General features: G+C 34.1%; 27 protein-coding genes, 1 pseudogene and 1 riboswitch. Of the genes and pseudogenes, 8 read left to right on the top strand and 20 right to left on the bottom strand.

The features are described from left to right. Positions 1-167 precede the first annotated feature (167 nt). Positions 168-734: a cysteine hydrolase family protein gene (locus tag CEF14_RS04090; protein ID WP_102691672.1), complete on the bottom strand. Its 567-nt coding sequence runs from the start codon at positions 732-734 to the stop codon at positions 168-170. A gap of 121 nt (positions 735-855) precedes the next feature. Between CEF14_RS04090 and CEF14_RS04085 the strand changes: the two genes are divergently transcribed. Further along, positions 856-1284, top strand: a complete 429-nt coding sequence (locus CEF14_RS04085) for an Lrp/AsnC family transcriptional regulator (protein ID WP_102691671.1) — start codon at positions 856-858, stop codon at positions 1282-1284. Position 1285: 1 nt separating this feature from the next. Here the strand turns inward: CEF14_RS04085 and CEF14_RS19200 are convergent. The 10 genes and pseudogenes from CEF14_RS19200 to CEF14_RS04035 all read right to left on the bottom strand — a co-directional run. Then, positions 1286-1459 (bottom strand): annotated as a pseudogene (locus CEF14_RS19200) (DUF2716 domain-containing protein); the annotation flags it as partial. 38 nt (positions 1460-1497) lie between these two features. Beyond that, positions 1498-1779: a DUF3784 domain-containing protein gene (locus CEF14_RS04075; RefSeq protein ID WP_102691669.1), complete on the bottom strand. Its 282-nt coding sequence runs from the start codon at positions 1777-1779 to the stop codon at positions 1498-1500. 21 nt (positions 1780-1800) lie between these two features. Next, a complete protein-coding gene (locus CEF14_RS04070; RefSeq protein WP_102691668.1) occupies positions 1801-2172 on the bottom strand; it encodes a hypothetical protein in 372 nt (123 codons plus the stop codon). Between the two features lie 26 nt (positions 2173-2198). After that, on the bottom strand, positions 2199-2411 hold the full coding sequence (locus CEF14_RS04065; RefSeq protein ID WP_407690445.1) for a helix-turn-helix transcriptional regulator: 213 nt from the start codon (positions 2409-2411) through the stop codon (positions 2199-2201). 390 nt (positions 2412-2801) lie between these two features. Then, the gene (locus CEF14_RS04060) at positions 2802-3890 is read right to left on the bottom strand and encodes an AI-2E family transporter (RefSeq protein WP_102691667.1); all 1089 of its coding nucleotides are present in this window, start codon (positions 3888-3890) and stop codon (positions 2802-2804) included. A 596-nt stretch (positions 3891-4486) separates the two neighbouring features. Beyond that, entirely contained in the window at positions 4487-5782 is a 1296-nt protein-coding gene (locus CEF14_RS04055; RefSeq protein WP_102691666.1) for an NCS2 family permease, read from the bottom strand. A gap of 148 nt (positions 5783-5930) precedes the next feature. Then, a riboswitch (purine riboswitch) is annotated at positions 5931-6032 on the bottom strand. A gap of 975 nt (positions 6033-7007) precedes the next feature. After that, entirely contained in the window at positions 7008-8063 is a 1056-nt protein-coding gene (locus CEF14_RS04050) for an LLM class flavin-dependent oxidoreductase (protein WP_102691665.1), read from the bottom strand. 14 nt (positions 8064-8077) lie between these two features. Then, the gene (locus CEF14_RS04045) at positions 8078-9019 is read right to left on the bottom strand and encodes a ring-cleaving dioxygenase (RefSeq protein ID WP_102694285.1); all 942 of its coding nucleotides are present in this window, start codon (positions 9017-9019) and stop codon (positions 8078-8080) included. A 42-nt stretch (positions 9020-9061) separates the two neighbouring features. Next, entirely contained in the window at positions 9062-9505 is a 444-nt protein-coding gene (locus CEF14_RS04040) for a MarR family winged helix-turn-helix transcriptional regulator (RefSeq protein ID WP_102691664.1), read from the bottom strand. Positions 9506-9655: 150 nt separating this feature from the next. Continuing rightward, positions 9656-10234 (bottom strand): YitT family protein, encoded by a 579-nt coding sequence (locus tag CEF14_RS04035; protein ID WP_102691663.1) that lies wholly within the window; start codon positions 10232-10234, stop codon positions 9656-9658. Positions 10235-10465: 231 nt separating this feature from the next. On the opposite strand from CEF14_RS04035, the gene CEF14_RS18805 reads away from it, so the two are divergent. Then, positions 10466-10810, top strand: a complete 345-nt coding sequence (locus CEF14_RS18805; RefSeq protein WP_146013860.1) for a hypothetical protein — start codon at positions 10466-10468, stop codon at positions 10808-10810. A 382-nt stretch (positions 10811-11192) separates the two neighbouring features. Here the strand turns inward: CEF14_RS18805 and CEF14_RS04025 are convergent, their stop codons facing one another. Together CEF14_RS04025 and CEF14_RS04020 are read right to left on the bottom strand one after the other, a co-directional pair. Next, positions 11193-11573 carry a rhodanese-like domain-containing protein gene (locus tag CEF14_RS04025; protein WP_102691661.1) on the bottom strand — a complete coding sequence of 127 codons (381 nt, stop codon included), beginning with the start codon at positions 11571-11573 and terminating at the stop codon, positions 11193-11195. Further along, a complete protein-coding gene (locus CEF14_RS04020) occupies positions 11566-12003 on the bottom strand; it encodes a MarR family winged helix-turn-helix transcriptional regulator (protein WP_102691660.1) in 438 nt (145 codons plus the stop codon). Before CEF14_RS04020 ends, CEF14_RS04025 begins: the two co-directional genes overlap by 8 nt. A 223-nt stretch (positions 12004-12226) precedes the next feature. Between CEF14_RS04020 and qoxD the strand changes: the two genes are divergently transcribed. The 5 genes from qoxD (at position 12227) to CEF14_RS03995 (ending at position 17079) form a co-directional block, all read left to right on the top strand. Continuing rightward, the gene (qoxD, locus tag CEF14_RS04015; RefSeq protein ID WP_102694284.1) at positions 12227-12511 is read left to right on the top strand and encodes a cytochrome aa3 quinol oxidase subunit IV; all 285 of its coding nucleotides are present in this window, start codon (positions 12227-12229) and stop codon (positions 12509-12511) included. Between the two features lie 573 nt (positions 12512-13084). Then, positions 13085-13759 carry a response regulator transcription factor gene (locus tag CEF14_RS04010; protein WP_102691659.1) on the top strand — a complete coding sequence of 225 codons (675 nt, stop codon included), beginning with the start codon at positions 13085-13087 and terminating at the stop codon, positions 13757-13759. Continuing rightward, positions 13759-15156: a sensor histidine kinase gene (locus CEF14_RS04005; protein ID WP_102691658.1), complete on the top strand. Its 1398-nt coding sequence runs from the start codon at positions 13759-13761 to the stop codon at positions 15154-15156. Before CEF14_RS04010 ends, CEF14_RS04005 begins: the two co-directional genes overlap by 1 nt. 97 nt (positions 15157-15253) lie before the next feature. Then, entirely contained in the window at positions 15254-16342 is a 1089-nt protein-coding gene (locus CEF14_RS04000; protein WP_102691657.1) for an ABC transporter permease, read from the top strand. A gap of 8 nt (positions 16343-16350) precedes the next feature. Then, the gene (locus CEF14_RS03995; protein ID WP_245890230.1) at positions 16351-17079 is read left to right on the top strand and encodes an ABC transporter ATP-binding protein; all 729 of its coding nucleotides are present in this window, start codon (positions 16351-16353) and stop codon (positions 17077-17079) included. An 84-nt stretch (positions 17080-17163) separates the two neighbouring features. Here the strand turns inward: CEF14_RS03995 and CEF14_RS03990 are convergent, their stop codons facing one another. Beyond that, the gene (locus CEF14_RS03990; protein WP_102691655.1) at positions 17164-17508 is read right to left on the bottom strand and encodes a DUF6176 family protein; all 345 of its coding nucleotides are present in this window, start codon (positions 17506-17508) and stop codon (positions 17164-17166) included. Positions 17509-17541: 33 nt separating this feature from the next. Then, positions 17542-18180 carry an NAD(P)-dependent oxidoreductase gene (locus tag CEF14_RS03985; protein ID WP_102691654.1) on the bottom strand — a complete coding sequence of 213 codons (639 nt, stop codon included), beginning with the start codon at positions 18178-18180 and terminating at the stop codon, positions 17542-17544. Between the two features lie 232 nt (positions 18181-18412). On the opposite strand from CEF14_RS03985, the gene CEF14_RS03980 reads away from it, so the two are divergent. Further along, positions 18413-18781, top strand: a complete 369-nt coding sequence (locus CEF14_RS03980; RefSeq protein ID WP_102691653.1) for a hypothetical protein — start codon at positions 18413-18415, stop codon at positions 18779-18781. A 594-nt stretch (positions 18782-19375) separates the two neighbouring features. On the opposite strand, the gene CEF14_RS03975 is transcribed toward CEF14_RS03980, so the two are convergent. The 5 genes from CEF14_RS03975 to CEF14_RS03955 form a co-directional block, all read right to left on the bottom strand. After that, on the bottom strand, positions 19376-19465 hold the full coding sequence (locus CEF14_RS03975) for a hypothetical protein (RefSeq protein ID WP_102694283.1): 90 nt from the start codon (positions 19463-19465) through the stop codon (positions 19376-19378). 132 nt (positions 19466-19597) lie between these two features. After that, positions 19598-20815, bottom strand: a complete 1218-nt coding sequence (gene lhgO, locus CEF14_RS03970; protein ID WP_102691652.1) for an L-2-hydroxyglutarate oxidase — start codon at positions 20813-20815, stop codon at positions 19598-19600. Positions 20816-20934: 119 nt separating this feature from the next. Beyond that, entirely contained in the window at positions 20935-22227 is a 1293-nt protein-coding gene (locus CEF14_RS03965) for a (Fe-S)-binding protein (protein ID WP_102691651.1), read from the bottom strand. Then, entirely contained in the window at positions 22220-23626 is a 1407-nt protein-coding gene (locus CEF14_RS03960) for an FAD-binding oxidoreductase (RefSeq protein WP_102694282.1), read from the bottom strand. The genes CEF14_RS03965 and CEF14_RS03960 overlap by 8 nt, the downstream gene beginning before the upstream one ends. 36 nt (positions 23627-23662) lie before the next feature. After that, positions 23663-24367 carry a FadR/GntR family transcriptional regulator gene (locus tag CEF14_RS03955; RefSeq protein WP_102691650.1) on the bottom strand — a complete coding sequence of 235 codons (705 nt, stop codon included), beginning with the start codon at positions 24365-24367 and terminating at the stop codon, positions 23663-23665. Positions 24368-24439 lie beyond the last annotated feature (72 nt).

The following is a 24439-nucleotide window of genomic DNA, read 5'->3' as shown; positions in this document are numbered from 1 at the left end:
TCTATCCACATTCTATCGATGTTACTGTAAATAATGTAGTTTAACACAAAATATATTGTTTTAAAATTCCGAAATTTTATCAATTACTTTACTCAACAATCTGGCCCTTATATGTAAAATAGCACTACCCTTGTTCAAGGATAGCGCTCGATTGTTGAAGAACATTTCTACATCAATAAACTTGCAGTATTCTGTGTTAAAAATTCATTCGTTGTATATATAGTTGCATACATTCCATTTAGGGCACTGATAAACCCAAAGTGAACCTGTTCAGCTGGAACTACTCGGTCTAGATAAATTAAATCTTTTGTTGTACATGCATCTTCGATTACTGTACATTCAAAACCAAAATCTCTAGCTGCTCTTACTGTAGCATCAATGCACATATGTGTCATCATGCCACAAATCACTAATTTCTTAACCTCTTTTTCTTTTAACTTGTTTAGTAATTCTGTATTTAAAAAACTATTAGGGGTGTGTTTTACGATGATATTCTCTTGTTCTAAAGGTAAAACCGATTTATGAATCTTTACTCCTTCTGTATTTGGAAGGAAAAAACCTGTTCCAGATCTACTCGAAACATGTTGAATATGGTAAATTTCATACTTCTTAGTTCTAAACCAATCTAGAATTTCACTTGCATTTTTTGCTGCTTTCATAGGATTGTTTAGTTCCATTTTTCCGTTTGGAAAATAATCATTCTGAATATCAATCAACATCAAAGCTATGCTCACTATAGTCCCTCCTTGGTCATGAAATAGATTATAATCAAATCATAAATAATATTCTGGTTTCTATCTATACTCTGGTGAAACACTTCTACTCAAAATAATTTCATGGTGAAAGGAATAATATATGCTACTTGATGATATTGATTTTCAAATAATTCGGTTACTAACTGAGAATTCACGCATTCAATGGAAAGAAATTGGGAAACTAATTCATATGACAGGACAAGCTGTAGGAAATAGAATTAAAAAACTAGAGGATGGCGGAGTTATTAAAGCATATTCCATTATTCTAGATGAAATGAAATTAGGTCTTTCTTATACAGCTTTTGTGACTGTTTTTATGAAAACAACAAACCACAGCTCTTTTGCTAGTTTTATCAATGAAAGAAAAGAAGTATCGGAAGCCCATAGAATATCTGGAGAAGGATGTTACCTTTTAAAAGTCCAGGTCGAATCTCAAGAACAATTAAATGATTTTCTTAATAAAGTTCTTACATTCGGAAACTATAGATTAAATCTTTCTATTCAAGTAATCAAAAGCCAATTTACTTAATCTAGATGTAGACAATCAATACTGAATAAGTTTTACGTAGTTTAAAAAACGATTGATGGGGATTTATCCAATAACATTCATGCTGCCAATCTAATGCATAAATATATTCATCTATTGATGTATTTTTTTGGAATACACGTAATGCTTTTTCTTCCAGGTCATCGTAGGCATTCAAACTTTCCTTCAAAAGCAGATGAATGCCCACCTGCGTAGTTATTCGACCATTTTTGTGTTTACATATCCAAGTAAAATAACGTATCCAATTAACATCATAGGAAATAATATTTTTTCACTATTGGGATAGTTAATAATTCCTCCTATCAACATAACAATCCCTATTATGAAAGATAAATAACCAACTAGTTTTGCAAGTTTATCCTGTTCTTTAACGCGTTTTTGGTTAAATCCGGATAATATCCACGTTTGCTTTTTTACACCTATAAGGAAGGATAAAATAAAAAGAACAATTGCAGCCATTATTAACGGTTGATTCATTCTAGACACCTCTCTATAATTTTATTTTCTTTTCACGATTAAAGGGACTATATAGTAAGAAAGAATGAAGATGATGGACAAATAAATAATTAAATAATTGGTTTTAATCGAGTAATTGTTTAAAATTAGTTCTGAATATAACAAATAAATCAGTAACAATAGATTGGCAATGGAGAAGGTTTGGAATAATGCCTTTTTAATATTGTTATTAACTCTTTCATCATACTCAATTTCATCACTAGCTTCGTGTTTCTTCATCCTTAACCATTTTGCACTTCCTACTCCTATAAGAAGACCAATTATTATTCCCCATTGTATTTGTCCTGTAATAAGGCATACAATTCCAAAGCCTACTACCGAACCAATTATTACTGTAAGAAAATTCAATTGCATTGGTTTCATCCACTCCTTTATAGTTGTTATTCCTCTGTCCAAAATAATTCATCTATGGGGCGTTCTAAATACTTACTAATGAGTAAACAAACTTTAATTGTTGGATTGTATTTCTGTGCTTCGATTAAACTCATTGTCTGCCGTGTAACTCCAACTAATTTTGCCAATTCTCCTTGAGTTAAATTACCTTTTTCAATACGGGCAATCTTTACCTTATTTTTTACTGATATATCTTTCAAGTTTTTTCTGCACTCCTTTATGCTTCCATCAACATTGTAACATATAAATTACATTTTCAATATATATATTGCATACATTTGATAAAAATAACTACATCCTCGATGAATGTAGTTTATCTAGCTAATTCTACATGAATACGTTTAAGTGTTCCTCCACAATCTAGCCCTAAAATGAAAAAAGCGCTAATCCTTATTTTCAAGAATAGCGCACGATTGTTGAAGATCAAATACTGTTGAAGTCAAGCACCGGTTAGTATATGTACAATACTTCACAATCGTTTTTAGTTTTCACCAGCCTGTTGGGCAATTTCAACCTCTCGATGCCGCCACCCCATGGTTGCCTTCACAGGAGACGGTTGGGAGAAAAAATAAACAACAAAATATGATTTCTCAGGCAGTTTTTTCTTTTGTTTGGATATTAAACAAATCTAACAGGAACATTAATAACGGAATCCCCAACAATAGACCCCATGTTCCCAAGAAATACTCCGAGATAATCAAAGTTAAAAAAGCCAGAAAGATTGGCAATTTTGTTGCGTGTGCCATCAATCTTGGATTGAGTACATAGCTTTCCATGGCGTGAAGCCCCAAAACCATAACAACAATCCAAAGGACTTTAGGTATTCCGCCCATCGTAAACGCAATAATAGCAAGCGGAATGAAAGAGACTATCGCTCCTACTACAGGAATGAGACCGAAGAAGAACATCATAAGTCCAAGACCAACTACTTGATGGAACCCAAGTATTGCAAGGAAAATCATAGATAAAACCGCATTAATCAACGAAATTAATATTTGAAATTGCAGTATCATACCAAAGGTATTGGCAAAATTGGTTCCTAAGTATTTGTAGTACGAATAAGGAAAACTGATTCTGCTCTTCTCTAGCTTCTTGCAAAAATTCGTGATTTCTTTTTTCCCGCTTAATAAGAAAAAGCTTAAAATAAACGCCATGATCAACTGGATACTAAATTCACTGACATGCGGAATCGCATGAAATATCGAGGTAACAGCTCCTTTTGTATAGGTTTCTAAATGTAGCCCTTTCAAGAATCCTTCTACATTTGGATTGATTTGATTCGTATATGTTTCTATATTAAATGAAATGAGTTTATGGGCGATTCCTGTTAATTCCTTTGCCGAACGGTTGATATAAGTGGCTAATCCGAAAAAAACAGCAAATAGAATCACGGCATACATTCCAATTGTGACGATCTTCTCTTTTATCGGAATCATTTTCGATAGGGATTTATAGAGAACTTGTTGTAGGCTGTTCAAGAGATAAGAGAAAATAAAAGTCAATAACAACAAATTTAACAATCCTCTCATACTCCACAATATAACGACCAACAACACCAATGCAAATACCTTTTTTACTACTTCATCTTTTAAAAAAACTTTCAAGTGATCCATTTTTTTCCTCATCTCTAAAGGATTTCTTTCTTTTTCTTTTTTTGAATGGCTCTGAAAGAAAACCATAACTCGTTACAAAGCATAAAAAGGGCTACCACAGCAACTACCGATGTTAAACTAATTAAACTAAAGCGCCCTTTAATTTAATAATATGGATGCTTCTATTAGTAAATTCAATGAAAAAGCGACTGCTCTTGTTTAGCAATCGCCCTCAGTAGTTAAATAACATTTCATTTTTCTGATTTCTTTTAATTTCTTTAATTTAGCTTTACACTCATCCATTGCCTCTTTAAAAGAAACTTTCTGATCACGAAGTTCATAAAATATTTTTTCTACTGATCGAACATCCTCAAGGTAGGAATCATAATACCTATAATTCTCTAAATTGTCAATGTTGTATTACTCTAAGAGATTGGAAATGCGCCCCATGTTGAAGAATGCATTATTCAATACTCTTACTTGTAGTAGGGTTCCTAAGTTATTTATGAGGTAATAAAGACATAGATTAGCTGAACTAACCTATGTCTTTTATGGTTTTATCCTATGAATTTAATTACCCAAAGAGAATGAAGGTCATTACGTTCTTTCATGGTGTATGTTCCTTTAGGCGTCGCTTTCTATCTACTCGCAACTGTGTTCTCCTAGGTCTCTAATGTTCTTTCCTATACGATAAACGCAAAGTATGAAATGAATAATAAACAAAGCACATACATAATTGGATGGATTTCTTTATAACGATTTTGTGCTACTAAACAGATTGGATAAAGAACAAAACCCAATCCAATCCCGATTGCCACACTAGAAGTTAGAGGCATCATAATAATTGTTAAAAATGATGGAATGACAATTTCTAACTTCGTCCAGTTGATTTTACGGATTTCCATTGCCATTAATGCACCTACAATAATCAATGCAGCTGAAGTAACCTCGACTGAAATAACGCTAACAATTGGTGAGAAGAACAAAGCAACTACGAAGCAAGCAGCAATAACGACAGACGTAAAGCCTGTTCTTCCTCCGACAGCAATACCAGCAGAAGATTCAACACTTGTAGCAGGTGTTGATGTACCTAAAATAGCGCCAATTACACCAGCAGTTGAATCGGCAAGTAATCCTTTTCCGATATTCGGAATCTTATTATCTTTCATCATTCCTGCTTGGCTTGTTAGCCCAATTAATGCACCAGCTGTATCAAAAAAGGCAACAATTAAAAATGTGAAAATAACTGTTAGTGTTTCTGGGGTAAAAATATCATCTAAATGGCCAAACACCACACCAAATGTTGGTTTAATGCTTGGGATACTGCCAACAATTGATGAAGGAACATCAATTAATCCAAAAATCATACCAATAATCGTTGTAATGACCATGCCATAGAAAATCCCGCCATGGATGCCACGTACTAACATAATGATCGTAATCATAAGACCAATAATAGCTAGTAGAGTCATTGGTGAAGTTAAATCTCCAATAGAAACAAATGTAGCTTTATTGCCAATAATAATTCCACCATTTTTCAACCCGATAAATGTGATGAAGAACCCAATTCCAGAAGCAATTGCATATTTTAGATCCAGTGGAATAATATTAATAATTTTTTCTCGGATTTTAAATAAGCTTAATAGTGTAAAAATGATTCCTGCAACAAAAACACCAGTTAAAGTAACTTGCCAGTCAATACCCATTCCAATACACACAGAAAAAGTGAAGAATGAATTCAATCCCATACTAGGTGCAATAGCGATTGGAAAGTTAGCAAGTAACCCCATAAGAAGTGTTCCGATGATCGCAGTAAGTGCAGTTGCAGTAAATACAGCCCCATGATCCATACCAGATTGGCTTAGAATAAGAGGATTGACGACTAATATATATGCGATAGATAAGAAAGTTGTGATCCCTGCTAGTATTTCCTGCTTATAGGAAGTGTTCCGTTCTGCAAATTTAAAAAAGTTTTTCATGTTGTAATCTCCTATTGCTGAATTAAAGATTGAAAAGGAATGATGCCGAGGTTCGTTTTCCAACGAATCCATTTTATTTTCCCCTTGATAAAAAAAACTTTGACCACAATTTGGCCAAAGTTTTTTCTACAAAACGGAATAAAAATATCATTAATTTCCCATTCCTTGTAGACAAGCTATTTATTGGTAGCTGGTAGAGACTTTCAAGCCGTATTCTTGAATTTATACAAGGTATATCTATTCTTTTTAAAAACAATAGGAGAATGATAACAAGTATAATTTAAAACGTCAATAGTATAAATTGGAATAAGTTTTTCCGGTACAGATATAAAAATATTCAAAAAAGAGCAAAAAATTGAGAAGATACTAGACCCACAAAAAATTATAGTGAAACAACTCGGCACAAAAGCTGGAAAATCTATATTACCACCTTAGCATCTGGTTATAACAGGCGTGCTTTAACAACGGTAGTTAGGGTAATATTATTTTCAAATAGAACTCATAATCCTCAAAATACAATGACAGAGGGAATCGAAAAAATTGGTGTGAATTCACATGATAGGACCTAATCTGCCCCGATTGTGGAACAAGAAAAAAATTCTGCTATAACACAGGACTTTTAATCAAACTTTAGTTTATATAATTGAAGTTCGTTTTACATTTTCAATTCTTCAAATAAATCCTAAAGCCGAATGATTGAACTTCATAGAATCAATTGCATAAAGCATCTTTCTTTGAGAAAATACGAATATTCGATGATGAACATGATTTAGAATGGTTTGAAGTGGTGGACGGCGACTCCTCGAAAATGCATTCGCATTTTCTTCGTGTGGAGCTAACTCGAGGAAGCAAGTTCAATGTCCTGCGTGAATAACTTGCGACGAAGCTAGCGAAGCGATGCAGGAGCACATCTTTTAAGGAACAAAACCTAAGAAAGCCACGTCCTGTGGCAACGGCTTTGTGATCAACATCGTGTTGACCCGAGGAGATTGAAGCCAAGCCCTTTGAAAGCGCCGTCTGGAACGGAACACAAAACTGTATGTTACGAAAAAATATATATGAAATGTTCGTGCTTTTTGTGCAAATTCTTTATATATGAAATGAATTCAATTGAATACTAATAAAAAGAAAATCCGAACAAATGTGAAATTTTAAATAGAATTTCACATTATAGTTCGGATTTTTAGCTAAAATACTTTTGCCTCAACCTCTTTAAAAACAGGCTTTATGCTTTCGTATATTTTTTTACAGCTGGCAGTATTTCAGTTGCGATTAATTCGATGTTTTTTGTAATTTTATCAAATGGTACGCCTCCAAAATCAATTTGTGCCATAAAGCGTTGGTGTCCGTACAATTCATATTGATAAAGAATTTTTTCAATAATTTGTTGTGGGCTTCCTACCATTAAAGCTTGATGACGATCTGGTCCTTCTTCTACTTGCCATTTTGGATAACCAGCACCACGTATAAACTGCATGCCCGCATTTAAATGAGGATACATATCTTCTACAGCATCTTGAGAGTTTTCAGCTGTATAAAATAATGATGCTGTTGCTAGTGGTAAATCAACTGGATTAAAACCACTACGTTCAGCTGCCTCGCGATATGCATCTACTGACACTTTAAATGTTTCAGCAGGTCCACCTAGTGTAGTAAGCATCATTGGAATACCAGCATATCCCGCTTTAATAGCACTTGCTGGTGGTCCACCTACTGCTCGCCAAATGGGTAAAGAACCTGATTTGGGTTGAGGGAGAATTTCTGCATTTTTTAATGGTGAACGGAACTTGCCTTCCCATGTAATATGACGATCTTTATTTAGTTGCATTAGTAAGTCTAGCTTTTCTTCAAATAATTCATCATAGTTTTTTAAATCGTATCCTAGTAGATCATATGCACCAACGCGTGAACCGCGTCCTGCGACAATTTCAGCTCTACCATGTGAAATTAAATCAATTGTTGCAAAATCCTCATATACACGAACAGGATCTGCAACGCTTAAAACTGTAGCAGAGCTGGCAATTTTAATATTCTTCGTTGTTTGAGCGATTGCACCTAAAATAACGGTGTGTCCTTGAGATGTAAAATACCGTTGATGGCTTTCCCCAACCGCAAAGACATCTATACCTGCTTCGTCTGCTAATTTACTTGCTTCGATTAATTCTTGAATACGTTGCTCTGCACTGATATGTTCTCCATTTATCGGATTCATCACATGATCGCCCAATGAATATAATCCGAATTCCATTCCTTTTGCTGGATCAATTCGATAATTTTCCATATGATCTTCTCCTCTTAATCAAGTGGTTCAAGCTTTCCTTCGATTGCTTCACGTTTAGCTTCTAAAAATGGCGGTAAATCTAGTTTTTGTCCGAGTTCTTCTACTGAGGAATCTGCTGTAAAGCCTGGTCCATCCGTTGCTAATTCAAATAAAATACCGTTTCCATCACGAACATATACACTTTGGAAGTAAAAACGATTCACAATGCCAGAAGTAGTTAAGCCATATTCGATTAGTTTTTCATTCCACATCTTTAGTTCATCTTGATCTTTTACTCTTAATGCTAAGTGATGAATGCTTCCTCTCCCTGGCTTTTCGCTAGGTCCGTCCAACTCTCTTACTACAATTTCACCTGTACGTCGACCTTTAATATGTTGCATTCGAACATAGTCTCCTGCTTGTTCCACAATTACAAAACCAAATAAATCTTTTAATAGATTGACTGTTCGATTCAAGTAACGCACAGTTAGTTCAATTGTGCCCATCGCAAAAATCTGATGCTCTTTAGGAACACTAGATGTAGTTACAGGTTGCCAAGTAATAGGAAGTTCTAACTCCCCATAATTTAAAAGAACCATTCGTAATCCTTCATGATCCTCAAAAAATAAAGCATCTTGTCCCATATAACTTGTCATTTCACTGTGTTTAACATTTAATTCTTCAAAGCGATTATGCCAATATTGTAAACTATCATAATTCCGCACAAACAAACCAATTTGAGTGATCGCATTTGTACCTCTTTTCGTCTGTCCAGCAATCGGCATTTCAAAAAATGTAAGATCTAAACCCGGACTACCAACTTCATCGCCATAAAATAAATGATACATGGATGGATCATCCTGATTTACTGTTTTTTTCACTCGTCGTAACCCTAAAATATTTTGGTAAAAATGATTATTTTTTCTACCATTTTTCGTTAACATGGATATATGATGATGCCCATTCATAAAAATCACTCCTGTTATCAGTTGATTAGTCAATTGATTGCCTAAAAAAATTTACACATCCGGTAAATTTTTTTCTACACTGTGTTTAAGAATTTTTGTCATTAATCGATTAAGTTCTTTTATTTCTTCTTCATCTAAAATCTCAGTGAAAAAGGAAGTCTGAAATTGTAACTGTTCTGGAAGAGCCTTTTTTATAACACGCTCGCCTTTTTCTGTTAGTGAGATTTTTTTAATCTTCCATTCCTGCTTCCGTTCAATCAATCCCTCTTTTTCAAGTCGTGTTAACATACGAGAGATACCACCTTGAGTAACCGTTACCTTTTCAGCTAATTCAGTTTGTGTAATTGGCTGATACGTATAAATCTGAACCATAACATCGAATTGAGAAACGGTTAAATCAAATCGTTTCAAAAATTCATTCGACAAGTGGTTACTCTGATTTATAAAACGGGTCATACGCATCCAGATAAGAGATCCAAGAGTATTCTTTTCCATTTTGATCTTCCCTTTGAATAGGATATAGTATCATCAGTTTACCAGTCAATTGATAAATTTTCAACCCCCTATTAGATACGACAACTTACTTCGTCGCTGGTATTCATAGTCGAAGCTAGTCTATTTTTGAGACTAGCTTTTTTGATGTCATTAGGTATGCACAATTTTCCTTGTAATGAGACTTGTCGTAATCCCTACTACTAGTAGTGTAATAATAGATAATAAAAGAGTATTTGCGGATATTAATACCCCTCCTAATAGGATAACCGTAACATCAATTAAGAAAATAACAATCCCTACGTTTACGCCTGATTTTACGCTGATGAATTGAGCAATTAGATCCGTCCCTCCAGTACTTGTATGGTATCGCAACATTAACCCAATACCAATACCAACAAATATTCCTCCTAATACAGAGCTGAAAATTGCGCTTATATGCACGAAGGAACGAAAGGGTTTTAACAAATCAATAATAAATGAAGAAAAAAGTAATCCATGTAAACTATTATAGAAATAAGCTCTATATCTAAACCATGCAACGATAAAAATCGGCATACTCAAAATAATAATCATGAGACCAACTTTCAAATTGTAGAGATAATTTAAAATTAGTGCTAACCCTACAATTCCTCCATCGAGTATCTTATAAGGCGTTAAAAACAGGTTTATTCCAAGAGATAAAAAAATACTTCCAATAATAATGATCGAGCCTTTCTTTAGGAAATACATATAAACCCCCTCTAAGGACAACACATATTTCATGTTATGAAAAAATAGAACAGAACATGTTTTAATTGAAATACAAAATTGGTCTACAACTAAATCATAATCAAGAATACTTCGAAAATAAAAAAAGCGGTAATCCTTCTTTGGATTAACGCCCTTTATAGTTACAAGAATAATTTTCTTCTTACTTTTCAACTAGTGAATTTATCCTTTAACTTATGATTAGTTTCAATAATGTCAATTACTCTCTTATTTTCTTTTAAGCTTTTATTTACGATCAGCCTATTCCGTATTAGTTTACCAATCTTAATTACACCAATAATGATTAGCAATATTGAGATGATAAACAAAGCATGCCCAATACCGGGAACAAATAATGTTACTGTTGATAATGGTACCACTATAGTAACATCATACAATATTAAAAGTGGTAGTAAGAAATTAAATACAAGCAAAAACAATACATTAACGATTTTCCTGAAAGAATTTACTTTACGTTTTTGTTGTTTGAATAATTTATACATTGAAAAAGATATGAATGCTATTGCAACAAAAATTATTCCATCAAAGATGATATAAATCATAAAAGGATTCGCATCGCTTTTCAGAGGTTCATCGTGTTTATCAAAAAAAGGTTCATTAAACATTATTTCCCTAAACAATTTATTCACTTAAAAATTTAATAATTCTACTTTAATTAGAGCACGCATTCTTAACATAGAAAAAAGCTGAAGATTTCTTCAGCTTTTACAGATAATATAACTTTTTCCATCACCATGGTCAGTAGTCAAAGGTCTTTCCAAAATAGTTAGTCTTCTCTGAATGTGTTGTATGAATGTATTAGTCGCATTATCATTTACCTCTAAAATTAGATTGGCAACATTTTTTTGTTAGTTAATTTAATTTTTCTACTTCAAAATCGAACTCGTTACGATAATGACGGCATTAATTTAATTACTCTTTAACATCCACATTCATTAAAACCCAGTAAAGAAGTCGTTGGTAGGTTCATTGTCTTCCAAGATGCAATTCCTCCACTTAATTCTTTTACTGAAAATCCATGTTCTAAAAGTACAATGGCAACTTTTGCTGCTGTGTTACACCAAACATCCCAACAATAAACAATTATCTCCTTATCTTTAGGTATTTCTGATAAATGATTTAATAATTCAGATTGAGGGATTTCTATTGCACCATTGATTTTTTCCTTTTTAAGTTCTGGGGTACCATTTCTAACATCAATCAGAATATAGTTATCAGGATTTGTTTTTTTGGCTTGTAGGTAGTCCATGGGGCTGAATGTTGATTCAATGCGATTTTTAAAATATTCCATTTTACTCATTAGTATTCCCCTTCCACGTATTATAAATTTTCAACAAGTAATTTTTAAAGATTTCTTTTTCTTCATCACTTAATGGAGATAAAATTTTGCTTTCAGATTGTTTTAATAGTTTCCAATAACTTTCTACTAGCTCTATCCCCTGTTTTGTAATGTTAAGACAATATGTTCTTTTATCTTGGGGATTTTTAACTCGAGTAATGTAATTTAATGATTCCAACTGTTCTGCTCGTTCAGCCATTGTTGTACGATCTATTTTTAACTCTTCTGCAATCTGTATTTGAGACATATTCGGACTTTCGAACACTTTTACTAACATGCCATACTGTCTAGCATCAATATCAAACGATTTTAACTTTTCGATAAAATCTTCCTCTATTAACTGAACGATTTTTCCTGTGAGGAATCCATAAGATTCAAAAAGTTTACTCATTTAATCACCTCCTAATAATTAATCAGTTTATCTGATTATCAGTATAACTGATTAATTTATAGGTGTAAATATTATTTATTTAATTTTCTGTTATTTGAATCAATTTCATAATGCTTTTCTAGTTGAAAAATATGAATATCTATTCCCCTTCTTTAATAGCACTTTTTGGATGTGGTTTGGATCTTTATTTTCATTTTCATTTACTTGGAATGAATGGTCTAAAATGGAAAATGCATTTCCTCGTAAACAAGTAGTAGGGTTTGCACTTTCAATAATCCTAACTTTGATCGCTGTTAGTGTTTATTTTCTTCATGTTTCCTTTCCAGTTGTAATGACAATTTTACTTGTAACAGCATTTATTCAGGCAGGTCTTCAATTGGTTGTATTTATGCATGCAAGTGAAACCAAAGATAAAGGAGCAATTTTCACCAATATTTATTATGCTTTAATTATTGCTCTCGTTACGGTCTTCGGCACAATATTATGTATGGTTTGGGGATATTTATAAAATTTGCATTTCTAATAGACTCTCTGATATTATTAGAATCGCACAAAAGATTTGATAGATTGAAATCTAATTGTACAAATATAGTTAGATTATTAAAAAAAACAAAGATTAATTGATTTTAAGGAGATTTTCTAATGCCAAAATGGTTACACAATACACTTTATATACTTTTATTAATCGTAAGTATGGGATGTATTTCTCAAGGAATTGGATGGAAATCTTACAAAAAAGCTGACGAGAATTAATGGATTTTCATTCTAATAACATAATAGTTTTATAAAAAATTGTCAATTAAAATCACCTACTTCTAATATTTTATTAGATTAGGTGATTTTCTATTCGAACGGAGCTTCTAAATAAATCATTTCCCATTTCAAAAGCTATTTTGTAGTAAATCACTTGCTAACCAATATTGTTCATACATTTGTTCACATAAATTAGTAACTCAAATATTAGAGTTGGTCAAAGACTTTGTTCATCAGACTTAAATCATACTTTAAAATAAAACACTTCTTTTTTTGAAGTATTATCGCTATCATTGTGTAACAGAAGTACTTTAAAGGAGCAAGAAAAATGACGACTATCTTAATCGTAGACGATGATTTGAATATTTTAGAATTAGTGGCGACTCATTTACGTGAGGAGGGATATACGGTTAAACAAGCAAAAGATGGCACGATGGCTTTACAGATACTTAAACAGCAATCCTGTGATTTAGCCATTGTGGATGTCATGATGCCATTTATGGATGGGTTTTCTCTAACAAAGGAAATTCGTAAAATCTATGATATTCCCATCATTTTATTAACGGCAAAAAGTCAAATATCTGATAAGAAACAAGGTTACGAGGCAGGTACAGATGATTATTTGGTCAAACCTTTTGAACCGGAGGAGCTACTATTCAGAGTGAAAGCTTTACTCCGCCGCTACAATATTGCAGAAGACGATAATCTATTAAAAGCTGGTAACATCGTTATTCAGAAGGATCGTTATGAGGTACAAGTTGAAGATCGTTCCCTATTCCTTCCACCAAAGGAGTTTGAGTTATTATGCTTTTTAATGGCACATCAAAATCAAACGTTTAGCAGAGAACAACTGATTGAACAAGTATGGGGAATGGATTTTATAGGAGATGATCGTACGGTTGATGTACATATCAAACGTTTACGTGAACATTTTAAAGACATTGCCGAACATGTACATATCAAAACAATACGCGGTGTCGGCTATATGTTGGAGGAATATTAATGAAATCTCTTTATTCGAAATTTGTGATCATCTCAATCGCCATTATGTTTATCAGTGGTGTGATTTCTTTTATGATTTCAAATGAGTATTATCAACAAAAGCTTAAGCCATACAACGATGAAAAAAATACGAAAATTGCTCTTGATATTGCAAAGTTCACTGATTCCCATCCGAATGTTAACCTGAAAGAGTATTTAAACAATATTGCTTCTGTTGGATATCAACTCTATTTGGTCGATGATTCAGGTAAAGGGCAATACTTTGGAGCAGATTATCGAGTAAAAGATTTATCAAAAAACTCTATTTCACATGTATTACAAGGACATGTCTACCATGGGATCTTGCATTTCCCACAAGAAACTTTTGTTACAGGCTTTTTTGCCAACGAATTACGAAATACAATTGGTGTTCCTCTTAGACATAATGGACACGAATATGCACTTTTTTTACGTCCAGATATTAAACTTTTGTTTAACGAGATGCATATACTTTTTGGCATTCTTTTCGCCTTAACTTTTGCATTTATCATTGGATTTATCTTAATTAGTACTAAATTTTTAGTGAAACCAATTACGCATTTAACAAATGCAACGCATGATCTGGCAGCTGGTAACTTTCAAGTACAGCTTGATATCAATCGAAAAGACGAAATCGGTAAGCTTGCCAATAGTTTTTCATCTATGGCACAGCAGCTTGAACAAACTGAAGACATTCGGAAAGAATTTATCTCAAATGTCTCACATGATATTCAGTCACCTTTATCAAATATAAAAGGATACACAAAATTATTGGAAAAAGACGATTTAAGTTCTTCACAAAAAAAACAGTACATTGATGTAATTAACGGAGAAATCAATCGGTTATCCTCTTTAACGAAGCAACTATTATTATTAACCTCATTGGATCAAACAAATAATTTAGTACATCCTGAAAAAGTGAATCTTTCGCTTTTAATCAAAGAATTAGTTCGCCAATATCAATGGGCAATTGGTGAAAAAGGGATTATGTTAAGTTATAACTTGCCTGAGTTATTCATTGAAGGGGATCCCCTTTTGTTGAACAATGTATTTGATAATTTGCTGACAAATGCGATGAAATACAATCATGATGGAGGCCGCATCGATATTTCGCTAGAGGAACATGATCACGATGTCCTAATCTCCTTTAGTGATACGGGCATTGGCATGTCAAAAGAACAGCAACAACGAATTTTTGATCGTTTTTATCGGGCTGATACTTCTCGTACTCAGTCAACTCATGGTACGGGACTTGGTCTTTCCATTGTAAAGTCCATCATTTTAATGCACCAAGGTAGGATTTCCGTTGATAGTACACTCAACGAAGGAACAACTTTTACGATTACCTTACCGAAACAATATTCAAAATCCAGTAGCTAATTTTAGTTATTGGATTTTTTTTACATTTTTCATTCATATTCCATTCATAATTTCTTTGTATAGTTATGGTATCAACAAAGCAGGAGGATGATGAAAGATGTTTTCATTATCATTGAAAGAAATTAAATTTTTTAAACTACGTTATATTTTAATAGGTTTTATCTTATTTTTTATAGCGGCACTTGTCTTTATCATTAGTGGACTAGCAAATGGCTTAGCGAATGATAATGCCTCAGCTATGAAAAATATGAATGCGACTACCTTCTATTTGGCAAAGGATTCGGAAAATCGTTTGGATCGTTCGCATTTTTCAGCAAATGATGTTGCAAAAATTGATAATGATCATGCACAGGCTTTTGGCTTACAAATGATGTCACTTAAAAATACAGACACAAAGAAAAAAGTAGATGTTACATTAGTTGGGCTAAATCCGGAGAAATTTATTATGCCGAATGTCACAGAAGGAAAAAACATTAATACAACTACAAAAAATACACTTGTAGCCGATCAAACACTTCAAAAACAAGGTGTTGAAATTGGGGACAAATTATATGAAGAAAATACAAAAACGACATTTACTGTAGTTGGTTTTACAGAAGACCAAACATACAGTCATACACCTGTTGTCTTTATGAATAACAAAACATGGAATGCATTTTTCGGTGGAAAAGACCGTGCATCATATAATGCGATTGCAATGCAAAATTCCTCAAGCAAAACAAAAGTAGATGTTGAAAACCATGTAACGAACGGTAAATGGATTGCAAAGGATGATTTAGTGAAAAAAATTCCTGGATACGATGCGGAACAAAGCTCATTATTTATGATGCTTGCATTCTTAATCGTCATTGCAGTGTTTGTACTGGCTGCATTCTTCTACATTATGACCATTCAAAAAGTAAATCAGTTTGGTATTTTGAAAGCAATTGGTGCAAAAAATGGCTTTTTAATCGGCTCTACAATGCTCCAAGTACTAGTATTATCAATCATTAGTATTGGTCTGGCAATTGGATTTGCTTATATTTTGCAAAACATCATGCCAAAAGGAATTCCATTTGTTTTTGATTTTGCGTTGATCTTTAAATTCAGTGTCATATTATTAGCCGTTTCCTTACTTGGTGCCCTATTCTCAAGCACAAGTATTGTGAAAGCCGATCCACTACAAGCAATGGGGAGAGTTGAATAATGACAAACATACCTTTACAACTAAAAGCAATTACAAAACATTTCAAAGATGGTGATAAAACGATTGAAATTTTACACAATGTAGATTTCACTGTAGAAAGTGGTGAATTCGTAGCGGTTGTTGGGCCATCTGGGTCTGGTAAAAGTACAGTATTATCAATTGCTGGAGCTTTGCAAAGTCCAGACGGCGGAGAAGTATTGATTAATGGTGAAAATATCGCGAACTATAATGAAAAGCAAAAGGCAGATGTTCGTTTACGCTCAATCGGATACATTTTCCAAGCTTCCAACTTGGTACCTTACTTAAAGGTAAAAGATCAATTAAAACTCGTAACGGAACTCGCAGGCAATTGGAATGATGAAGCCAAAAAACGTGCAGATGAATTATTAGAATCTGTTGGATTATCCAAACGTGCAAATCAATTCGTACAGCACTTATCTGGTGGTGAAAAACAACGTGTTGCCATTGCACGGGCTTTTATGAACGAACCTGATCTTATTTTAGCTGATGAACCAACCGCTGCCCTCGATTCTTCTAGAAGTAGCGAAATTGTTGAACTGATTGCCAAAGAAGTTCATGACAAAAACAAAGCAGCAGTGATGGTAACTCATGATGAATCTGTTCTTCACTACTGTGATAAAATATACGAAATGCAGGATGGGCATCTTGTATTGCGCAACAATACACCATTTATCCCACAACAAAATGATACTTTTGTTGAAATAAGAAATTACTAAATAGTTTGTTCACCGTACTCCTATCTTTGGGTCTTTCCAAGATAGGAGTTTTTTAGTGGTGCGTAACAAAAATCTCTTTCTAGTTCAGTTCATTACATGAATAATCTTTTTAGGAATCATTACTACCTCTGTGCTTAAATCTATGGGTTTATAGCTCGAGTCAATACACTCATCCCAATATTCAAGATGCTTTTTGTCAATCCAGTGTTTCGACTCTTCTACTTGTACGCCACCAATTCCTTGTACAGAATACCAATAGAGATATTCTCGCCCATCTAATACTTCTCGAAAGATGGTTTCAATGTACATTTTTTCACCTTCAAGTGTAACAAGAACATCTTCCATATTCTTATTTAAAAAATCTAGCCATTCCGTAACCTTTTCAGACTTTCCTTCTTTTACACGAAATCTCGTTAATTCAATATTCAATGTATTTCCTCCCTATAACGATCGTTTAATCGTTTAATGCGCAATAAATGGTGCTTTATGAACATACTTGGGATTATCTAGATGATCAATGATAAATCGAGCAATATCTTTGTTACTTATTTTTGTTCCAGGCATATCAGTAAGGTTTTCCTTAATAAGGTTTGTTTTTAAACTATCTTTCACAAACGGTAGTCTAATTAATGTCCATTCAATCTGTTTCGTACTGTTCAATACCTTCCATTCTAATTTTTTATCAGCCATCATTTTGGCAAAGAAAATTTCAAATAATTTTGAGCCCAATTGATTTCTAAAACGCTTTTTATCACTGTTAATGGTTAGTGAACCACCCGAAACACCAATGTAACGACTAATTTTTAAATCTATCATTATATCAAGTATATTTTTAGTTACGCTACTATAAATAGGTGCTTCTTTTGGTGCTTGACCGAATGTATTAATCACAATGTTGCAATCTTTAAGTAGCTTACGAATTGTACTAACATCTTGAATTTGCCCCTCAACGATCTCAAGATAATCATCTCTATACATAAGTGTTTCTGGATTTCTAACGAGCATCCGAACTTGAAATCCTTTTTTTATCGCTGTACTTACGATATGTCTCCCTACCTTTCCTGTCCCTCCAATTAAAGCTATTTTATAAGATTTATCCATCATATTCCTCCATTAAACCTACCAATAGATTATTTGTAACTTTCTGTATTGTACGAAAATTCAAAAGTAATTTCAAAAGTTAGTAGATCTAGTAAAAAGGAATTCTTTTAATAATCGTCGCACCTGATTTACACAAAGTGAAATTTTTCGACTTTTCCATTAATATCTGAGTAATTTTGACAAAATGCCATGCATATGTTATTAGCAATCAAATAAAGGGGAGCTGATTCATATGGGGGCAAAATGGATTAAAATTGCGGTAGTTTATTTTGCGTTGGGAATCGCTTATGGCCTTTTTATGCATTACACAATCGAGTTAAAATGGGCTGCAGTTCATGCTCATATTAATTTGATGGGGTGGGTAACGAGTGGTGTGATTGGATTAATCTATTCTTATTATAAACAAGCTGGAGAAACGTCTTTAGCTAAAGCACAGTTCTGGTTATATCATATTGGTTTACCTTTCTTACTTCTTGGAATGATCTTCATCCATTTAGATGTACCACGATATATGATGGAGATTTGTGTTTCTGGCGGTGGGATTGCAGTAGCACTTTCAGTTGTATTATTCATTGTGAATGTATTCAAAAATATTAAATAAAAAATAGAATTTTTCATTTTTATGATGTTGAGTCGATTTCATAATGCAAAATTAATATTAAAATTCCGAACATTTAATGTTTATACTTTTGTTCAATATGGAGTGGAAGACGGCGACTCCTACGGGAATAGCTTGAACTGAAAGCCCCGCAGGAACGAAGTGACGAGGAGATTGAAGTCAAGCCCGTGGAAAGCGCCGTCTGGAGCGGAATTGTCAACTTTGAATATTAGATGCTTTGTTGGTCTGAATTGTTCGTATTTATTAACAGAATACTGATTTATGAAATTCATTCTGTTAAGTATGATTAAAAATATTATCAGATATTAATATGGGGCTGTCTAAAAATGATTTTTGCTCAAGAATGACTATAGAAAAAATAAAATTCTGCATATTTTTTATTTGAGTGGAAGGCGGCGTCTCCTGCGGGAATAGCATGAGCCGAAGCACCCGGACTGAGCGTAGCGATGGAGAAGGCTGAGGCCGTGCCCGCGGAAAGCGTCCGCTGAAACGGAAATCTACATAACAGAATAATAGGACTTTGTTGATAGTGAATTTTATTTTCTGGACAGCCCCTTTGCTCGTTTATTTTTTACTTTAAAAATAATTCTTTAACAGCAAATCAAATGGTATAGGCTTCTTACCAAGTTCTCTAGCCCAAATAGATAAATGTCCTATATGATGAATTTCGTGAGTTAATGATTATATTAAATTAGGATTTTGCAATTATATAAGCTGAACTCGTTAAAAATCCTGAGTTCAGCTTTTATTGGTACAAAAAGTAACTATGAAAAATTTTTTCTCCAGTCACTCATAGTTTTAGATTGTAATTAGACTTTGTGCCTGTTTATTTTTCACTTCAAATCTTCGTACGATTTCTTTTCCAATTTCTAAAGAAGCGGTTGCTGCTGGTGAAGGTGCATTTAAAACATGGGTACAACGTTGACCGGAAATAATATAGAAATCATCAATTAGCTTCCCATCATTTCTAAGAGCTTGTGCCCGTACCCCTGCTCCCCCCGTTTTCAAATCTTCCCCTTGAATTTCAGGTATTAATTTTTGCAAACTTTTTACAAATAAATGTTTGCTATAGGAGCGGGCCATCTCATTTACCCCCTCTTTCATAAATCCGCTAGCTAACTTCCAAAATCCTTTATAAGTTAATACCTCAGCTAGATCAAAGAAGTTTATATCCGTTTTCTTATACCCTTCTCGTTTAAAACTTAATACGGCATTCGGGCCAGCTTCTACTTCGCCACCAATCATCCTTGTAAAGTGTACACCTAAAAATGGAAAGTTAGGATCGGGTACCGGATAGATTAGGTTGTTTACAAGGTTTCGTTTTTCCTCTTTGATCGTGTAGTATTCACCTCTAAATGGGATGATTTTAACATCCGTCATATATCCAGCCATTTTTGCAATACGATCACTTTGCAATCCTGCGCAATTAAAAAAGTATTTTGTTTCATAGGTGGTTCGATTTGTTTCAATTATGACACGATCCTGTTGCTCTACGATATGATGAACGGCCTCTCCACAGTGGATTTCACCACCTTTAGCTTCTATTAACTCACGTATTTTATCGGATACCTGTTTATAATTAACAATCCCTGCACTCTTTACATGAATGCCTGCAATTCCTGCAACATGTGGTTCGATTTCTTTTAGCTCATCAGCAGATAGTTTACAAATGTAGAGCTCATTTTGTAATCCTCGTTCATATAAATTATGTAAAAGCGGCAATTCTTTACTTTCTGTCGCAACGATTACTTTTCCACAAATATCATATTCAATCTTATGTTCTTCACAAAAAGCAACCATAGATTGAGTTCCTTGTTTCGCAAAACGTGCTTTATAACTTCCAGGTTTATAATAGATACCTGAATGAATGACACCACTGTTATTACCTGTTTGATGCATAGATACTTCTGGTTCTTTTTCCAGTATGATTACTTTTCTATCAGGGTACTTCTCGATCAACGCAAGTCCTACAGAAAGTCCAACAATCCCTCCACCAACAATGACAAATTCCTGCATAATGATTCACCATCCCAAATTTGTTGTTTTATTTGACGTTGTTCTCGTAAGATGTAACTATCGCTAAAAAATAGAAACTCTTCCCCCTTAGTGAGGGAAGGTACTTCTACTAACAGTGTTTAAATACTAATCTCACAGGCTTCTGCTAGTAATTCGACTAAATGTACAGTACGAATTTTGTTTGTTAATCCTTCTCGTTCAACTCCTAGTTTCATTTGTAAATGACATCCAGGATTTGTTGTAACGATTATTGTTGGTTCTGGATTAATTTCTTTCACATGTTTCATCTTATTATTTAATATTTTCATGGATTCTTCGTATTTTACAATATTATAGATACCAGCTGAGCCACAGCACATATCTTTCTCCGGTAATTCTAGGTATTGTATACCGGGAATTTGCTTTAACAACGCTAATGGTGCTTTTATGTTCTTTTGTACATTTGTCATATGACAAGATGGCTGATAAGTGACAGGTGATTGAATTTCTTTTGTAAAAGGCAAATGCTGTTTAGACAAAATGACACTTATATCTACCACATGTTTTGAAAATTGTTTTGCTCTTTCTACCCATTCGGGATCATCTGCAAATACTTTTTCATATTCAATCAGCATTGCTCCACAACCGCCAATGCTGTTGACGATAAAATCAAAATGATATTCTTCAAATGCTTCAATATTTTTTTTGGCTAGTGTAATGGTTGTCGCAATTTCACCACTATGTTGATGTAATGCTCCACAGCATTGTTGTTCCGAAATTACTGTAACCTCACAACCAATTGCTTGGAGTAGTTTAATACTTAACATATTGATAGAAGAAAACATAGTATCCATGATACAACCTTTAAAAAACCCTACTTTATATAGAGGCTTTCCTTTTGAACTATCAAATTTCTGGTGTTTTCTTTTTCGTAGTGGTCCCTGAACAACTGGTAAAATCCCTTCAAATGCGTCTAAATTTTCAGGTAATATTTTTAATATCCCACTTTTACGGGCAATTTTTTGAAGACCAGTTTTTTGATAGATGGCTAAACCTGCACCCATAGCATTTAGTATTCTATTATTTGGTACAACACGGTTTAATAGCATAGACTTAATGATTCGATTCCGAATAGACAGTTCTTTTTGACGTTGCTCAGCAATTGCCGTAACTGCAGATTCTAAGATTGTTCCATATTCAACACCTATGGGGCAAGCCGTTTCACATGCTCGACACCCTAAGCATAGATCAATAGAGTCTTCCATATCCTGATAATTTATTTTTCCTTCAGCAGCCATTTTTACAAGGTTGATTCTTCCACGGGGTGAGTGCGTTTCTTTTTTGAATGTAACGTATGTGGGACATGACGGTAGGCAGTAACCACATTGAACGCAACTAAGTGTTTCGTTATAGGCTAATAGATGTTTAACCATCCAGAAGTTCAAACCTTTGCCCAGGTGTCGGGAAAATTTTCCCTGGATTTAATACATCATTGGGATCCCACGCTTTCTTTATACGTTTCATCATGTCAATGCCCATTTCACCTAATTCCATTTCCATAAATGGTGCCTTCAATGTGCCGATTCCATGTTCCCCTGACAAGGTTCCACCCAGTTCAATCGCTGCTTTAAATATTTCCTCTACCGCTGCTTCCACTCTTTTCATTTCTTCTCGATCTCTTTTATCTGCAATAATATTCGGATGTAAATTGCCATCACCTGCATGACCAAATACGACAAGATCGACTTGATACTTTTCTTTAATTTCTTGTAAACGTTTGAACATTTCTGGAATTTGACTACGAGGAACAGTCGCATCCTCTGAAATTTTTGTCGGCTTTTTTCGTACAATCGCCGGTGAGACAAGTTTTCTAGCTTTCCATAAATTTTTGGCCTCTTCGTTCGTTTTGGCAACGCTGACTTCTCGAGCATTTTGTGCTAGGCAAACTTTTTCTACTCTCTCAATCTCTTCTCGGATAGCTGCTGGATGTCCATCTAACTCGATTAAGATTAAAGCATCTACATCCTGTGGTAATCCAGATGGCTGGTAGGCCTCAACCGCAACAATGGATGCTTGGTCCATTATTTCCATCTTCGCAGGCAGAATTCCTGAACTTAATATTTTTGAAATGGCTCTTCCCGAATCAACCATATTATCGAACAAAGCCATTAAAGTCTCAGTTGCTTGTGGCTTCGGATACAATTTTAGAATAGCTTCTGTCACAATCCCAAGAGTCCCTTCAGAGCCAACAATGAGTTTTGTCAAGTCATAGCCCGTAACGTTTTTTACGGTTCGGCCTCCTGTGCGAATAGTCTCCCCTTCAGGCGTAACCACTTCTAAACCTATAACATAATCTTTGGTTACGCCATATTTCAATCCCCTTGGTCCTCCTGAATTCTCTGCAAGATTCCCACCAATTGTTGCAATGTTCATACTACTAGGATCAGGTGGATAGATTAAGTTGAATTTTAAGGCAGCTTCATTGATCGCCATAGCTGTAACCCCTGGAGAAACAATCGCTAACATATTCTCTGCATCAATTTCTAATTTTGAATTCCACTGAGATAAATCTAAGACAATACCACCTTGAACCGGTAATGGTCCTCCACTTAAACTTGTTCCCTGACCTCTTGGATAAACAGGAATTTTATGAATATTGGCAAATTTCATGGTATCCGAAACTTCTTTCGTAGTAAGTGGCTGAACAACAATATCTGGCATATACTCTCCAAACGAGGCATCATATGCATAACTACATAAATCTGCAGCGTCTGTTAAGATGCGTGAATGATCGGTTATTATTTGTTTTAGGTTTAGTTCTAGCTGTTCTATCAAAACCGCCCCCTTATTAACTATTTCCCTATACGCTTATTCTTCCAACTTTAAGTTTTGAAGCTTTTGCATGGCATTGTCTAAATGGATTTTCATAGCTTCCTTAGCGGCTTCACTATTTTGATCTTTTATCGCCTTCACAATTCTTTCATGCTCTCGATATACATCGTTACGCTTTTTCTCCCATCCTAAGTTTTTCGATAGAGAGTATTCTAAAGCACGAACATGTAAATCAGCTAAATTACTAATGGTCTCAATGATAAATGAATTTTTGGATGCTTGCATGATGATATGATGAAACTCAAAATCTTCCTTATACCCAATAGCATTTTGATCATCCATTATTTGTTTAAACTCTGCAAGCTTTCCATCTAGATTTTTCATATCATTTTCTGTTCTTCGTTTAGCTGCTAGTGCTGCTGCATTTGTTTCAATGATTTTGCGAAATTCAAGTAATTCTATAACTTGCTTTCTTGTGACTATTTCAAATTTAATAGGGTCCATCATATCAGATAGATTGACTTTCTTGATCCAGCTTCGGCCACCTTGTCTGCTCTCGATTACACCTGAAACTTCCAATACTTTTAGAGCCTCCCGAATTGGAGGACGGCTGACTCCAAACATTTTTGCTAACTCGTTTTCTGTAGGTAACACGGTATTTGGTAAAAACACGCCAGTTTTAATCATCTCGATTAACGCTTCGAGAACTTGATCTGCAACTTTTTTACGTTCTATCTGCATAAATAATCCACCACCAATGTAAACACTTTCTTTAACTTGTATTACAAATATACAACATTACAAATTTAAAAA

The sequence above is a fragment of the Rummeliibacillus pycnus genome (genome assembly GCF_002884495.1).
Lineage (GTDB): Bacteria > Bacillota > Bacilli > Bacillales_A > Planococcaceae > Rummeliibacillus > Rummeliibacillus pycnus.
Note: the sequence above shows the minus strand (reverse complement) of the source record. Positions and strands in the feature narration are given on the sequence as shown.